The organism is Occallatibacter sp. FHG110214_02, from assembly GCF_059115385.1.
On record NZ_JBZYWK010000012.1, the window covers coordinates 36,137 to 51,901 of the forward strand.

Consider the following 15,765-nt stretch of genomic DNA (forward strand, 5'->3'; position numbering starts at 1 on the left):
GAACATGGACTTCTCACGTTTTTTTATTGATCGGCCGATCTTTGCGGTCGTGTTATCGATCATTATCTTTTCTCTTGGCCTGATCGCAATTCCCATTCTTCCCTCCGGCGAATATCCCGAGGTGATACCGCCGAGCGTCGTAGTGCGGGCAAACTACCCAGGCGCCAATCCGAAAGAGATTGCAGAATCGGTGGCAGAACCTCTGGAAGAGGCGATCAACGGCGTTGAAGGCATCATATACATGAAGTCGGTCAGCGGCTCTGACGGCACTCTTCAGGTTGTGGTTACCTTCCGCCCCGGTGTCGATCCGGACACCGCTGCCGTGCGTGTACAGAACCGTGTTGCTCAGGCTCAATCGAGGCTCCCGGAAGCGGTGCGCGATTATGGTGTTACGACGCAGAAGCAGTCTCCCACGCCGCTGATGTACGTCGACTTTGCCTCGCCGAACCATCGCTATGACTCGCTGTATCTGAGAAATTACGCCGTCCTTCATATCAAGGACGAGCTGTCGCGCCTGCCCGGTATCGGCGACGTGCAGATGATCGGTTCCGGCGACTACGCCATGCGCATCTGGCTTGATCCGAACCGTCTTGCCTCACGTGGCCTTACAACCACGGATGTGCTCAATGCCATTCGTGAGCAAAATGTTCAGGTCTCGGCAGGTCAGCTTGGAGCGCCACCTTCTCCCAAGTCAGCGGATTTTCTTGTCTCGATCAATGTGCGCGGACGCCTTCGCACGGAGCAGGAATTTGGCGCCATCGTGCTCAAGAACGGCTCCGATGGACAGATTGTGCATCTTTCCGATGTGGCGCGGGTGGAATTAGGCTCTGGAGACTATACCAGTACCTTTCACGCAGATACCAACGACGACGCGGTTGCGGTTGGTATCTTTCTGACGCCCGGCGCCAATGCGCTTGGCGTTGCCAAAGCGGTCTATGCCAAGCTGGACGAGTTGTCTAAGAGTTTTCCCGAAGGGATGACGTACAGCCCCATTTGGGACCCCACCGTGTTTGTGCGGGAATCGATTCGCGCTGTAGAGCACACCTTGATGGAGGCCATCCTGCTGGTTGTCATCGTGGTGATTCTGTTTCTGCAGACATGGCGCGCTTCGATCATTCCGCTGGTTGCGGTGCCGGTTTCGATTGTCGGCACGTTTGCCTGGCTGTATGTGCTCGGCTTCTCCATCAATACATTGACGCTGTTTGGCATGGTGCTTGCCATCGGCATCGTAGTGGATGACGCTATCGTCGTCGTGGAAAATGTCGAGCGTAACATCGAACAGGGATTGGATGCCCGTGCCGCCGCGCATCAGGCGATGAAAGAGGTTTCCGGTCCCATCGTAGCCATTGCGTTGGTGCTGTGCGCCGTGTTTGTGCCCATGGCATTTCTCACCGGCGTCACCGGCCAGTTTTACAAGCAGTTTGCTGTAACGATTGCGATTTCGACCGTCATCTCCGCCATTAACTCGCTGACGTTATCGCCGGCGCTGGCGGCAATACTTCTGAAAGGCCACGGCGCGCCCAAGGATCTACTAGCACGAGGCATCGATAAGGTGCTGGGCTGGTTCTTCAGGCCATTCAACCGATTCTTCCAACGCAGCTCTGATCGTTATCACCGTACGGTAGCGGGCTCGTTGAAGCTGCGCGGGGTGGTCTTCTTCGTTTACGCCGGTCTTTTGGCTGCTACCGTGTTGCTCTTCAACAAGATTCCGACAGGTTTTATCCCGACTCAGGACAAGCTCTATCTCTTTGCCGGAGCCAAACTTCCGGAAGGAGCATCGTTGGCCCGTACCGAAGAGGTGATGCACAAGCTGGTCCAGATGGGAGACAAGGTAGAAGGTGTTGAAAAGGTAATGGGCAATGCTGGGTTCAATGCCTTGCAACAAGTCAACACGCCCAATCTCACTGCGACCTACATCATCCTCAAGCCGTTTGACGAGCGTAAGCGCAGCGCAAAAGAGATCAATGCGGAACTAAGCGCCAAATTCTCGACTATCACTGGAGGATATGCCTATGCTCTTTTGCCGCCTCCCATTCAGGGGCTTGGCAATGGTTCGGGCTACTCCCTGTATATAGAAGACCGCGCCGGTCTTGGGTATGGCGCTTTGCAGAACGCAGTGGTCGCGTTTCAGAGCGCGGTTGCACAGACCCCAGGCATGACTTTTCCGGTGAGTTCTTATCAGGCCAATACGCCGCAGCTTGAGGTTAAGGTTGATCGAGACAAGGTCAAGGCGCAGGGCGTCGATCTAACGGATCTGTTCAACACCATGCAGACCTATCTGGGCTCAGCCTATGTCAACGACTTCAACGTGTTTGGCCGCGTCTACCGTGTCATGGTGCAAGCCGATTCCACGTTCCGTCAACGGGAGGAGGACATTGGCAATCTACGTGTACGCAACGCACGCGGCGAGATGGTGCCGGTCGGTTCGCTGGTGACGATTACTCCAGCCTATGGACCCGATCCAGTGATGCGTTACAACGGTTATCCCGCGGCCGATCTGATCGGGGATGCGGATCCGCACATCCTCTCGTCTGGCCAGACGATTGGCAAACTTCAGGAGATCGCTGACAAGGTATTGCCGCGAGGCATGGTATTGGAATGGACCGATCTGAGCTATCAACAGGTGACCCAGAGCGGCGCGGCGGCAATTGTGTTCCCGCTCGCGGTAATGCTTGTATTCTTTGTGCTCGCTGCGCTTTACGAGAGCTGGACCATGCCGCTCGCGGTCATTCTGATCGTTCCGGTGTGTATGTGTGCAGCTCTGTTGGGCGTATGGTTGACGGACGGTGACAACAACGTATTCGTGCAGGTAGGCCTGGTTGTGCTGATGGGCCTTGCCTGCAAGAACGCCATCCTGATCGTCGAGTTCGCACGCGAACTCGAGATCCAGGGAAAAGGAACTGTTGAGGCGGCACTCGAAGCCTGCCGTCTGCGTCTGCGTCCCATCGTGATGACGTCGATCGCGTTTATCGCTGGTTCGGTGCCTCTGCTGCTCGAACATGGCGCGGGAAGCGAAGTACGCTCGGCCACTGGCATCACTGTGTTTTCCGGCATGCTTGGTGTGACATTGTTTGGTCTGTTTCTTACCCCGGTCTTTTACGTTACTTTGCGCAAACTCTCTGGAAAAAATCTGGCTGTGCCAGGAAGCCATAGTTCCATGGAGGGCGATAACGCTGCATTGGAAGGCAACCATGTATAACTTGTGCCGAATCCTTCCCGTAGTTCTCGTTCTGTCTTTGACGGGCTGCTCCGTAGGGCCGCACTATAAGCGGCCGGACGTCACCTTGCCCCAACAATTTACTGCTCCTTCCACAGGAGAAAGCCGTAATCAAACGCCTGTTGCGAATGCAGGAGACACTGAGTTCTGGCATAGCTTTCAGGATGCGCAACTGAGTGCGCTGATAGAGCAGGCGCTCCAGGCAAATAACGATCTGCATGCTGCACTTGCCCATTACGACAGCTCCAATGCGCTATTGCGTGTAGCGAAGTTCGACCGCTATCCGACGATCACTATGAACGCTCAGGGAGGACGTCAACAGATCGCCGAAAGCGAGGCGTATGGTTATGATCCGGTCAGCCGTTTCTTTAACGCGGGTATGAATGCAAGCTGGGAGCTCGATTTCTGGGGTCAGGTGCGTCATAACATCGAAGCACAACGGAATCTCGCAGCGGCAAGCGCGAACGATCTTGCAGCATTACAGGTGACGATTGTCGGTGATGTTGCAAGTACCTATGTCGATCTGCGTGGCCAGCAGGAGCGTCTACGCATCGCACACGAAAATGCCGATAACGAGCGTGAGACCCTGCAACTGGTAGAAGCACGCCTCGCGGCTGGCCGTGGCACTGATTTTGATGTGGAGCGCGCGCGTGCCCAGATGGAATCAACGCTTGCGCTTATACCCACCCTTTCAACCTCCATCGCCGTCGATGAACATCGTCTGGCGGTATTGTGCGGACGCACACCGGATGCTTTGGCTGCAGAGCTCGATTCCGCAAAGCCATTACCGGTCCCGCCGCCGAGCATCGACCCGGGCGCGCCCGCCGATCTCGTGCGTCGCCGCCCTGATATTGGAGCCGCGGAACAGAGGTTGCATGCAGCAACGGAGCAGATTGGTATCGCCACAGCCGATCTATTTCCACGCCTGAGCTTCTCCGGTATGTTCGGAGGCTTCGGCTCTCGTTCAGGCACCCCCTTCGATAGCATTAGCCCAACCAGTCTTGCGGTGCTAGGTATCGACTGGTCCTTTCTTGACGTAGGCCGTGTACGCGCGCGGCTGGATGCAACCCGCGCCGATTCATCCGCTCAGCTCGCACAGTATCAGCAGACCGTCCTGCTGGCTCTGGAGGATGTAGAAAACTCGCTGGTCACGTATGCGCGTGCTCAGGACAGAACTGCTCAACTGGAACGCGCGGCACAAGACAGCCGACGGGCCACGGAACTTGCGCGCACGCGCTATACAAATGGCGCAACAGGATTATTGGATTTGCTGGACGCCCAGCGAGTGCAACTCCAGGCCGAAGAATCACTCGCTGAAAGCCGCTCTGGCAACGGGATCGCGGCTGTTTCCTTATACAGGTCACTTGCCGGCGGCTGGCCACAACGATTGCCGCTGAATGCTCACAAGCATTGACGCCGGGATGTATCTGGAAATTGAAAATATTTTTTAGAAGGATGGTCGTCACACTGGAAACTGGCCGCAAAGTATAAAAATTGCTCCTAACAAGCACCTATCTTGAAAAACTTTGTTTTTCAAGATAGGTGCTAAATCGCCAAATCGCTCATTGAGACGGATTACTTCCGCTAAACCGACTAATGAGATGATCCACAGCGATGAGTAATTGTTTGCCCTCCTGTCCAATGACCTAGGAACGCTCCTTTGCAACTCGTACGAATTGGTACTTTGTTTGGCCACCATCAACCAGCAGAGTATTCGGATCGTCTGTCGGTTGGAGCCTGGTTGTCCATGGTGGAGTTATGAGAACGATTTGGCGACTCGCGCCGGAGTGCTCTGCTGCAAGCTTGCTGGAACCAGACTCAAAGTCAATCTGGAATCCTTCTCCCACTTGCGAGATATACGCAGATCCCAGCTCCTTCGAGATATAGTGGTCTGTGTACTTGCGAATCAATGCTGTGGATTCAACATCCGTCTTGATCCGCTGACGCGTGACCTCCGTTGACTCGTCGAGGGCCTTCTTCTCAGCGGCAATCATAGCTTCGGCCTTGCTCTCTGCTCCGAAGATTAACTCCAACAGCTTCTGTTCAACCGATGCCAAAAATTGATTTGCCAGACCAAGGTTCGTGAGAATCGCCATCCCGATGCGGTGCTCCGGCAGGAAGAACATATCTGCGGTAAAGCCACGCGTATTACCACCATGGCCAACCTCGGCCAGGCCCTGTCGGTCTTTCAGAAACCACCCTAATCCATAGCTACTCTTTCCGTCGATCTTTATGGCAGAACGACGGCGCGCCAGCAGGTTCTCCTCCGTGATAATCCGTTCGCCTCGATCATTCAATCCCTCCAGCATCTCGCATTTCAGATATTGGGCCATATCGACAACGTTGGACCAGACCGATCCAGCCGGAGCCACGGCGTCGGCAAAGGTTTCAAGCACAGGATCGATGGGAACAGCGATCCCGGATAGATCACGGCCGTGGGGAGCGGCGTCGAGAGTCGAGTCCGTAGAGAGGATCGAGGTATGTGACATCCCCAGGGGCTCAAAGACAAGCTCTCTCATCGCGCGTTCGTATGCGTCTTGCAGAGGAAGGTCGTGAGCGTAGCTGTGCGCTGCAGCACATCCTGACAAAGCGGCCTGGCGATGATCAGTCCTTGTAAACGCCCTTGTCGCTTGCAGCTTAGTTTTGTCTCCAGACACATGGGAAACAATCGATTTCCAGAAGTGATTAAGCTGGAAACAATTGGAGCAAAGCGAGCGTGCTCGAGCACCCTTCCGCACTCTCGGATTTGATCAATTCGCGGAAAGAGCAGACCTCTGCCCACGTCGACCTTGTTGCCTATGCACGGCATAGGTCAGGCTCTCAGCACTAGGTTTCTGCGAGGGTGCTGAAATTTGGAATCTGCGTTTTTCCCAGTGTTTTTGAATGCTCAAGGGTGCTTCACTTAGCCATCAACGCAGCTAAATATTTTAGATACAATCAGTTAGCGTAACTGTCACAGCAGAGGTCAGTGAGGCCTGGAGACCAATGATGATCAGGCTCAGGCTGCTGCACCCAGGCACGGGTTTAGAAGAATTCCCTCCGTGGATATCTTCAAGGGGGTGTGTAGCACTGACCAAAGCCGTCTAGGGGAAGTGACCCCCTCCTGAACGCCTTCCTCCGGTGCCACATTCAGCAGTGCCCCGCACCTGTTGAGCGGTCAAAGTTCCGCTCAACAATCAATATGGACGAGTGGATGACACTTTATTATTTCTGCTGCTCACATAATCACCTCGTTTCAGACATGTCAGGATGAATCTATTTTTCTGGGGAGGCATTGCGCTCACAGAAAATAAAGAACTTCGGTTCTTGGTAGGATGACACTTTATTATGAGCGAACAGTTGCAAGGCTTCGTATCAGGGCATGACTTCAGTCGTGCCGAAAAGCATAGAAAAGGCATTGAGCTTTAGTCCCTGGGGGATGCTTTCGTTGCCCGCCAAGCTGAAACTGATCCATCGGACGCTGCCCAAGGCAACCGAAACCATGAGCAGTCTACGCCCCATCGCACTTGATGAAACTCATGCCCTGTAACACATGCACATAAGCAGAACAGACCAACCGGAGCGCCCTCGTCCCTGCCTGTGGAAAACTCCTGTCAAGCCCTTTTCGCGAAAATATCTTCTAACTCTTTTATCATCAACACAAAAATCTCCAGGCAGTTTGCGCTCAATTATGGTGCTTTATGCCAAACTAAAAATAAGCAGAAAAACGGCCCGATTCCAAGGAATCGGGCCGTTCTGTTTTACCTCCGCAATTACACAGTAAATACACAATGAGCACGAACAGGTAGGCCGGGCTTCAGCCCCGGCAATCAAACCAGCCAGAAGGAATGGGCCTTCAAGCCCTGAGGTACGCTTTTGCCACTTCACATGGCTGCGCTCCCCTCAACCCCAAGAAAGGAGAACCCAATGCCATCAATGGCAGGCACAACCCACTTGTCCCTTGTCCCTCTTCCCTTGTCCCTGCCCTCTGCACAGTTCCACAGTTCCGGAATAAAGAAACTGCACAGTCCCTGTGCAATCACCCACAACCCGCACAAAACAAAAGAAATGGGGAAGCACCCCACTGTGCGCATACACACGGAGATGCAAACACTCTGCGCATCTCCCGATTTGCCTCACACCCTAAAGCTTTTCCAGATTCGCAAACTTCTCAATCAGCTTTTTCATCCCGTGGCGGGCAAACATCACGGTCAGCTTGGCGTCTTCCCCTTCGCCTTCCCTCATCAGGATGGTGCCCTCGCCATACTTGGCATGACGAACCTTCTGCCCCTTGTTCAGCCCGGATGCCCCTTTGGACTCGGGAATATCCATAGCAGGACGCGAGGTAGTGCTGAACTTCGACGCCCCACCCTTACCACCAAAGAACTTGGCAATGTTGTCGAGCGAGTTCCCATCGGAGCTATTGGAACTACTTCCCTTATTGCTGCTGAAACTGCTTTTGCTGCCGCCGCCGTAGCTGGATGCGCCTTTGCCGTAGCTTCCACCGCGGTTGTTGCTGCCATAGCTGTAAGTCAGCCGCGGAGTATCCTGGCTCTCGTCTTCGTAATTGAAATGGCTGTCGCCAAAGTCGTCTCCGCCACGGCCACTGCGAGAATTACCACTCGCCCACACAGGCTGACGCGGGCTCAGATTCTCAACAAGCGCGGGCGGAATCTCTTCCAGAAAGCGCGAAGGAAGCGTCTGCTCCGGCGCGTCGTTGCCGTAGCGGCGGCGGTAGTGAGCGCGAGTCAGGATGAGCGTGTTCATAGCGCGCGTCATGCCGACGTAGCAGAGACGGCGTTCTTCCTCGATCTCTTCCGGGTTATTGAGCGTGCGCGAGCTTGGGAACAGGCCGTCTTCCATGCCGGTAAGGAAGACGAGCGGAAATTCAAGCCCCTTGGCCGCATGGAGCGTCATCAACGTAACGCGAGCCTCGGGGTCGAATTGGTCGGCAGTAGAGGCAAGTGCCGCGTGGTCAAGAAAATCAGCCAGCGTTTCGCCGCGTACTTCTGCATCATGCGCAGCGTTGGCCAGTTCCTTCAGGTTTTCGATACGGCTGAAAGATTCCGGCGAACCTTCCGTCTCAAGCGCCTTGATGTAGCCGGAGCGGTCAATAATAAAGCGAATCAGCTCAGGCAAAGTAGCAGCATCTCCCGGCGCGCGAAACGGCGCGGACTGAGCTTCTTCCTTCTTTTCCTCTTCCTGCTTAGGCGCTTTCAGAAAAGCCTTCTTAGGCTCCTGCTTCTTTTCCGCAGCGGCAAAAGGATTGAAGCTAGCAAAATCCAGCAGAGACATCTGCTGCTCCGGCTCGGCATCTTCGTTTTCGCCAAAATCAAATTCCGTAGCAGCATCCGCTTCTGCCGCTGTCTCAGCGCTGGTTTCGCCGAAGGAAAAATCCGTGTCCCCTTCTTCTTCCGTCTCAGGCGCAACATCAGCAGACAGCTTGCCGGCAAAGTCGGGGTCCATCATGGCCTGCGCATCAATCATCATTCCGCGAAAGGAGTCCAGCGCCATCAAAGCTCGCGTGGGGATAAGCTTTTCACGAATAGCAGAGCCGATAGCGTCCCATGTGGACATGCCTGTTTCAAGCGCAAGACGTTCCAGCGTGCCGAGTGTAGTTGCGCCGATGCCTCGGGCGGGAACATTGATAATGCGCTGAAGCGCCATGGAGTCATGCGGGTTGCGGATCAGGCGCAAATAAGCCATGAGGTCCTTGATTTCCGAACGCTCGTAGAAGCTGAAGCCGCCGACCATCGTGTAGCGAACCCCATAGCGGCGCAGCGATTCTTCCACCAGTCGCGATTGTGCGTTGGTACGGTAGAGGACGGCGCACTTGCCTTCCTCGCCATCGGAACTGGTCTCGCGGAGAAACTTCTGGATGCGGTCGGCAATAAAGAGCGCTTCGTTTTCACCGTCAGGAGCTTCGTAGTAGCCAATAAGTGAGCCACCCTGCCTGTCGGTCCAGAGCTTTTTGCCTTTGCGGCGAAGATTGTTGGCAACAACAGCGCCAGCCGCTTCCAGAATGGTCTGCGTGGAGCGGTAATTCTGCTCCAGGCGAACAATCTTCGCGTTAGGGAAGTCCTTTTCAAAGCCGAGGATGTTGTTGATGTCCGCGCCGCGCCATGAGTAGATGCTCTGGTCTTCGTCGCCGACGGCGCAGACGTTTTTGCGCTCGCCCGCCAAGAGCTTCATCAGCTCGTACTGCGGCTTGTTGGTGTCCTGATACTCGTCTACCAATAGGTAGCGATAGCGGTTCTGGTAGCGGCTGCGGACCTCTGCCGAGACCTTCAGGAGACGCTGGGCTTCGAGGAGCAGGTCGTCGAAGTCGAGGGCGTTGTTCTTGATTAGCTCCGCTTTGTACTGCTGGTAGATTTGTGCGATTTTTTCGGTGTTAGGGTCCTTGGATTCGAGATAAAACTCCTGCGGATCAACCATGTGGTTCTTGGCCCAGGAGATTTTGCCCAGCACCGTGCGCGGGGTCAGCTGCTTAATGTCCATGCCCATGCGGCGCATGATCTGCTTGACAATGTTCTGCTGGTCGTTTTCGTCGAAGATGGCAAAGCTGCGCGTCAGGCCCTTGCCGTTGACTTGCAGGTGCTCGATGTCGCGGCGGAGGATGCGGACGCAAAGTGAGTGAAATGTGGCGATGAGCGGCTTTGCCAGCGTGGTTCCGCCGATGAGCTTGTTGACGCGCTCGCCCATTTCCGCCGCGGCTTTGTTGGTGAAGGTGACGGCGAGGATGGAGTCGGGGGCAACACCTTTTTCTTCAATAAGCCAGGCGATGCGGTTAGTGATGACGCGGGTTTTTCCCGAGCCGGCGCCGGCAAGAATGAGCAGCGGGCCTTCCGTGGTTTCTACGGCCTCACGCTGTTGGGGGTTCAGTTTGGCTACTAGCGGCGACGTCACAATGGCAATCCGGGGGGAAAGAATCCTTCTATCAGTTTACCTGTCTTAGCTTTTAGCTGTTAGCTCGGCAGTGGGAGAACTGGCAGAGTGCTACCCCACCCGTGTTCACAAAAAGCGTGAACACGAATAGGGCACCCAGGTTTAGCGCCACTTTGCGCTGAGCCAAGCTCTTACTGGTTTGTCGTAGAAGACCATTACGATGCAGCCGAAGGTGAACATGATGATTACGCCGACGAGGACCGCGGGCCCCAGGCCGGAGTGCAGAAGTTTGTGTTTCGCGGCGTAGTCGCCCCATATCCAGATGACGGAATAGTGTGTCATATAGAGCGGGTAGGACAGGTCACCGGAGAATTTACAAATGCGTTCCACTCGCGGCGAGAGTTTGGCTTCGGCGCCCAGCATGACGAGCAGTGGGAAGTACAGGATGATGATGGCTGCTTCGCGGACCCATGCGCCGGTTTTATAAGGCGAGACCAGGACCATGATGAGCAGCAGGCTGAGCGCGGTGAAGCCGAGGCGGCTTTTGATATGCCAGCCCATGCGGTAGATGAGCAGGCCGGCGAGAAACGAGAAGGCTACACGCGCGCCGCCGTCCCAGAAGGTGCCGGTGCTCCAGCCGCCGGGGAGATTGCCGGCTTTGTGGCCGACCCAGCAGAGAAGGATGGCCGACGCAATGGTGAGCACGAGGAGCGCACCACGGCGGAGGCGGAAGAGGATGAGGCCGAAGACGATGCTAGCGACGTACTCCCAGAAGAGGCTCCACGCAGGGGCGTTGAGGCCAAAGAGATTGAAAGCTCGCTCTTTCATAACGCCGTAGGGAATCATGAGGAGCGAGGTCGCGAAGATTATCGCGATTTTTGCCGCGTTGTAGCCGGGGGCGATGCCGAAGGGATTGGCGTAGAAGGCGATGAGGCCGAGGATGAAACCAAGAATGACGAGCGGGTGCAGGCGGATGAGGCGTGCTTTGAGGAAACTCCAGAAGGACATGGTTTGCAAGCGGTCGTTATAGGCGTAGCCCATGACGAAACCCGACAGGCAGAAGAAAAAATCGACAGCAAGGAAGCCATGGCCGAGCCAGAGGTTGTCGTAGGGCCAGATAACCATTTCCAGAAAGTGGAAGGTTACGACGGCTACGGCGGCAACTCCACGCAGGCCGTCGAGGACGGCGAAATGCGGCCTGGTGAGGGTGGGCACCCCGGTTGTTTCCATTGCTGCTGAAGTTTCCGCCATCCTCGGGGCGCTCCTTGATTTTGGGCTGATTATTGCAGGCTACTACGTCTTTTTTAGCCGCCGTGTGTAGTGCGCACAGTGGGATGCCTTTCCAGACTGTTTGTTTTGTATGGGTTACGGATGATTGCACAGTGGCTGTGGAGAATCTTTATTTGTGAACTGTGGAACTGTGGGGAAGGTAGGGTACAGGGTACGGGGTGCAGGGTGGTTGTGGCTGGTGTTGGGTGCATTGGATTCTCCTTTCTTTGTGGGATAGCTGGAATGGGGAACTTAAGGCATCGGTAATCCCCGGTCCCCAAATGCGAGGGACCGGGGCACCCGCAGGAGGTATTAAGAAGAAACCCGGGGCTAAAGCCCATACAATTTGAACCAATATTCAGGGGCCTGAAGGCCCCTGCCCCCTCCGGAAAAACAGAACGGCCCGATTCCTTGGGAATCGGGCCGTATTTCTTTGACTATTTTGAGTTTGGCACAAAACCCCATAATCCAGCGCAAAAGATTTCCACAGAAATTGAAAATATTTTTCGATTTCGCTTGACTCGTATTGCAATCGGCAATAATGTCAATTGCGGATTGCAATATGGTGTTTCCCTGGCGGGAAACTTTGGCTCGAAAGGGGCCGCCTGTTGCGGCAATGAAGCTGGGCGAAAAAATTCGTTATTTGCGCGAGGTGGAAGGGAGCCTTCGTGGGCTTGACCGCGCGATGAGCCAACTGGAATTGGTTCGGGCCATTGAGGCTGAGACCGGCGAGAAGTTGAGCCAGAGCTACCTTTCCCAGATTGAGAGCGGAGCGCGGCCTCACCTTACCAACAAGACACGACAGATTCTGGCTACCGTCTTCAAGGTTCATCCGGGGTACCTGGTGGATGACCCGGAGGGGTACTCGGCGGAGTTGATGAGCCCGGTACGCGACGTGGAGGACAAGCTGGACCTTTGGCTTGTTTCCGGCGCGGAGCGGTTTCGGCGCGACCCGGAACTGCGGTCGGCGCTGCTGACGCTGGCCCGGCATGAGGACTCCCGGCAGTGCCTGCTGCTGATGGAGGCGGTGATTGAGACGCCGGGGCTGGTGGAGAGGCTTTCCGAGGTGCTGGTGAAACAGGGTGCAGGGTACAGGGTGCGGGATACAGGGGAAGAAGCGTAGCGCGGTGTGGGAGAACACGCATGAATTGGGAAATGTTGTACCTAATTTGTTTTGTTGCGGGGCTGATGTTGAGTGTGGTTGCGCTGTTGGGCGGAATGGGGCATTTGCATGTGGGTGGACATGTGCATGTCCATGTGCCGCACGGAGTGAACACGGCGGCGCATGCGGCTTCCGCTGCGGCGCACAGCGCAGCGCGGGTGCCGTGGTGGAATGGCTTCTCCGCGATGATTTTTCTCTGCTGGTTTGGCGCGGCGGGATACCTGCTGACTCGTTATGGGGGGTTTATGGCAGGGGTAACGCTGGCGTTGGCTGCCGTGGCCGGTATTGCCGGTGGAGCGATTGTGTTTGCGTTTCTTACTCGCGTGATGTTGCCGCATGAGAAGGAACTTACCGCTGAAGAGACAGATGTTGTGGGTGCCGTGGGTACGGTTTCGGCTCCTATCTTTGCCGGCGGGACGGGAGAGATTGTTTACCAACAGCTCGGAGCGGTGCGGTCTGCGCCTGCCCGCTCTGAGGATGGAAGGCCGATTTCAAAACAGGAAGAGGTCTTTGTTGTGAGGTATGAACGTGGGATTGCTTACGTGCGCAGATGGGATGAAGAAGCAAGGGACTAAGGGACATAGGGACTAGAAAGACAAAGACGGTTCGTGGTGAGTGGACTGCGTGGTAGTGGAACGGATGCAAAGCAAGTCCGTCGGTTCGCTCAGAACAGCATGAACTTTGAAGTTCCGTTTTCTAGTCCCTACGTGCCTAGTCTCTATGTCCCTGTACTTGAGAGGTTTCAATGACGAATACGACTGTGCTGATAACGGATATGGCCATCCTGGCTGGGATTTTTCTTGCTGGGTTTCTGGCTAAGTTATTTCCTCGACGCGGCCGCAGTGTGAAGCAGTAAGTTGCAATTGCTGAATTGCTGTTGATTGGCCGATGGACGTGAACTTTTAACAAGTAACAAGGTTGTTCTCCCGGTTGAAAGGACCGGGAATGTAATGAACCTCGAAACAATAGTTTTAGTAGCAGGAATCGCTGTACTGGCGCTGATTCTCATCATGGGCATCATTGCCCGCATGTACCGGAAGGCCGGGCCGAATGAGGCGCTGATTGTGTATGGGTTTCGCGGACCGCGTGTCATTAAAGGGCATGGCACGGTGATTTTTCCCATGGTGGAGAATTGCCGCGAGCTGAGCCTGGAGCTGATGAGCTTTGATGTGGCTCCGCAGCAGGACCTTTATACGAAGCAGGGTGTTGCTGTGACGGTCGAAGCCGTTGCACAGATTAAGGTGCGGAGCGATCAGGCTTCGATACTTACTGCCGCCGAGCAGTTTTTGACGAAGATGCCGCAGCAGCGCGAGGGTTTGATTCGGCTGGTGATGGAAGGGCATCTGCGCGGAATTATCGGTCAGCTTACGGTTGAGCAGATTGTGAAAGAGCCGGAGATGGTGGGCGACCGGATGCGGTCCACGTGTGCGGATGACATGAGCAAGATGGGGCTTGAGGTGATCTCTTTCACCATTAAGGAAGTGAAGGACAAGAATGAGTACATCGCTAACATGGGGCGTCCGGATATTGCTCGCATTCGCCGCGATGCGGATGTTGCGACGGCTGAGGCGGAGCGCGATACGGCGATTCAACGGGCCAATGCGCAGCGCGAAGCTGCAGTAGCAAAGGCGCAGGCGGACCAGGACCGCGTGATTGCGGAGACGGCTTCTGCAACACGGCAGGCTGAGGCGCAACGCGACCTGGATATCAAGAAAGCAGAGTACGCGGAGCAGAGCAGAAGGCAGCAAGCGCAGGCGGATAAGGCTTATGAGATCCAGACGAATGTGATGCAGCAGCAGGTGACGGCGGAGCAGGTGAAGGTGCAGCAGGTGGAGAAGGAAGGTCTTATCAAGGTGCAGGAGGCTGAGATTCTGCGCCATGAGAAGGAGCTGATTGCCACGGTGCTGAAAGAGGCCGAAATCAACAAGCAGCGGATTGAGACGCTGGCTGCTGCGGAGAAGGCTCGCTTGATGGCAGAGGCCGAGGGTAAGGCGGCTGCTACTCGCGCAACAGGTGAGGCTGAGGCGGCAATCATCTTCCAGAAAGGTGAAGCGGAGGCTAAAGCAATGAACGTGAAGGCCGAGGCTTACCAGGAGTGGAACCAGGCGGCAGTTGTGGACAAGCTGCTTACGAATATGGCGGATGTTGTTCGCGCAATGGCAGAGCCGCTGAGCAAGGTGGACAAGATTACGGTTGTGTCCACTGGATCTGACGGAGCTGCGGGTGTGAACAAAATTACCGGCGATATGACGAAGATTGCGGCGCAGGTTCCGGCGTTGTTTGAGGCGCTGAGCGGGATGGACATCAAGCAATTGATGTCGAACGTGAAGGCAATTAAGGATAAGCCGGAGGAGAAAAGCTAGCTGTTAGCTTTTTAGCTCTTAGCTCGCAGTGCGTGAACGGGGCTTTGTATGCGTACTGCGGGCTGATGGCTTTATGAAGGACCAGGCAGTTTCGGCAACCAAAAGTTTTTTAGCTAACAGCTAAGAGCTAATGGCTAAAAGCTGAAGGAGGTGGGTTATGGCATTGCTGGAGAGAGTGGGAACGCTGTTGCGGGCGAACCTGAATGAACTGGTGGAGAAGGCGGAAGATCCGGAACGGCTGCTGAAGCAGGTTGTTCTGGATATGGAGAATCAACTGCTTCAAGTGAAGACTCAGGTGGCGATTGCGATTGCAGGGGAGCATCTGCTGGAGAAGAAGCGGGCGGAGCAGACCGATAAGTTCGCGGAGTGGAAGAAGAAGGCGGAGCTTGCGGTTACGAAGGGGCAGGATGAGATGGCTCGCGGGGCGCTGGAGCGGGCGCTGAGCCATGAAGGATTGGCTGCTGGCTTCGCTTCTCAGCTTGAGGAGCAGAAGCATGAGGCAGAGAATCTGCGGCAGGCACTACGGAAGCTGGACCAGAAGCTGAGCGAGACGCGGGCACGGAGCGAGATGCTGATTGCGGAACATCGCCGGGCGCGGGCTGTTGGGCGTGCGGCAGAGGCTCGGCGGGCTGCGGGACTGGATACCGGGCAGGCAGTTGAGCGCTTGAAGAGCCGTGTGCATGAGCGGGCCGCGGAAAGTGCGGCGACGACCGAAGTGATGGCGCAGGAGTCGCTGGAGGAGAAATTTGCGGCCCTGGAGAACGAGGACCGTGTGGAAATGTTGCTAAAGGAGATAAAGGAGCGGCAACCGGTGCAGTAAAGTGCAGTCGAAATAAAGATGGAACTGACGGGGCGGAGGTGCGTCTAATCAGGAGGTTATCCTGATGGGC

Annotated in this window: 9 protein-coding genes; 6 read left to right on the forward strand and 3 right to left on the reverse strand. The window is 55.5% G+C overall.

Going from position 1 to position 15,765, the window contains the following annotated elements; genetic code table 11:
* Positions 1–4: 4 nt before the first annotated feature.
* Together AC5S3R_RS12375 and AC5S3R_RS12380 are read left to right on the forward strand one after the other, a co-directional pair.
* On the forward strand, positions 5–3,199 hold the full coding sequence (locus AC5S3R_RS12375) for an efflux RND transporter permease subunit (protein ID WP_494267348.1): 3,195 nt from the start codon (positions 5–7) through the stop codon (positions 3,197–3,199).
* A complete protein-coding gene (locus AC5S3R_RS12380; protein WP_494267349.1) occupies positions 3,192–4,631 on the forward strand; it encodes an efflux transporter outer membrane subunit in 1,440 nt (479 codons plus the stop codon). The genes AC5S3R_RS12375 and AC5S3R_RS12380 overlap by 8 nt, the downstream gene beginning before the upstream one ends.
* A 232-nt stretch (positions 4,632–4,863) precedes the next feature.
* Here the strand turns inward: AC5S3R_RS12380 and AC5S3R_RS12385 are convergent, their stop codons facing one another.
* From AC5S3R_RS12385 to AC5S3R_RS12395, 3 genes are all read right to left on the reverse strand, one after another.
* Positions 4,864–5,955 carry a serine hydrolase domain-containing protein gene (locus AC5S3R_RS12385; protein WP_494267350.1) on the reverse strand — a complete coding sequence of 364 codons (1,092 nt, stop codon included), beginning with the start codon at positions 5,953–5,955 and terminating at the stop codon, positions 4,864–4,866.
* A gap of 1,384 nt (positions 5,956–7,339) precedes the next feature.
* Complete coding sequence (locus AC5S3R_RS12390; RefSeq protein WP_494267351.1) at positions 7,340–10,102, reverse strand: ATP-dependent helicase; 2,763 nt, start codon at positions 10,100–10,102, stop codon at positions 7,340–7,342.
* A 141-nt stretch (positions 10,103–10,243) separates the two neighbouring features.
* On the reverse strand, positions 10,244–11,332 hold the full coding sequence (locus AC5S3R_RS12395) for an acyltransferase family protein (RefSeq protein WP_494267352.1): 1,089 nt from the start codon (positions 11,330–11,332) through the stop codon (positions 10,244–10,246).
* 604 nt (positions 11,333–11,936) lie between these two features.
* On the opposite strand from AC5S3R_RS12395, the gene AC5S3R_RS12400 reads away from it, so the two are divergent.
* The 4 genes from AC5S3R_RS12400 (at position 11,937) to AC5S3R_RS12415 (ending at position 15,695) form a co-directional block, all read left to right on the forward strand.
* Positions 11,937–12,473, forward strand: coding sequence for a helix-turn-helix domain-containing protein (locus AC5S3R_RS12400; RefSeq protein ID WP_494267353.1), 537 nt, complete (start codon positions 11,937–11,939; stop codon positions 12,471–12,473).
* Positions 12,474–12,493: 20 nt separating this feature from the next.
* On the forward strand, positions 12,494–13,087 hold the full coding sequence (locus tag AC5S3R_RS12405) for an NfeD family membrane protein (RefSeq protein WP_494267354.1): 594 nt from the start codon (positions 12,494–12,496) through the stop codon (positions 13,085–13,087).
* Between the two features lie 375 nt (positions 13,088–13,462).
* The gene (locus AC5S3R_RS12410; protein WP_494267355.1) at positions 13,463–14,875 is read left to right on the forward strand and encodes a flotillin family protein; all 1,413 of its coding nucleotides are present in this window, start codon (positions 13,463–13,465) and stop codon (positions 14,873–14,875) included.
* Between the two features lie 157 nt (positions 14,876–15,032).
* Positions 15,033–15,695: a PspA/IM30 family protein gene (locus AC5S3R_RS12415; RefSeq protein ID WP_494267356.1), complete on the forward strand. Its 663-nt coding sequence runs from the start codon at positions 15,033–15,035 to the stop codon at positions 15,693–15,695.
* The last annotated feature ends 70 nt before the right edge of the window (positions 15,696–15,765 follow it).

What these genes read in the sequence shown, in the direction of transcription:
- AC5S3R_RS12395 (WP_494267352.1), bottom strand. Translation starts at nt 11,332, where the DNA reads ATGGCGGAAACTTCAGCAGCAATGGAAACAACCGGGGTGCCCACCCTC.
- AC5S3R_RS12380 (WP_494267349.1), top strand. Translation starts at nt 3,192, where the DNA reads ATGTATAACTTGTGCCGAATCCTTCCCGTAGTTCTCGTTCTGTCTTTG.
- AC5S3R_RS12405 (WP_494267354.1), top strand. Translation starts at nt 12,494, where the DNA reads ATGAATTGGGAAATGTTGTACCTAATTTGTTTTGTTGCGGGGCTGATG.
- AC5S3R_RS12410 (WP_494267355.1), top strand. Translation starts at nt 13,463, where the DNA reads ATGAACCTCGAAACAATAGTTTTAGTAGCAGGAATCGCTGTACTGGCG.
- AC5S3R_RS12375 (WP_494267348.1), top strand. Translation starts at nt 5, where the DNA reads ATGGACTTCTCACGTTTTTTTATTGATCGGCCGATCTTTGCGGTCGTG.
- AC5S3R_RS12415 (WP_494267356.1), top strand. Translation starts at nt 15,033, where the DNA reads ATGGCATTGCTGGAGAGAGTGGGAACGCTGTTGCGGGCGAACCTGAAT.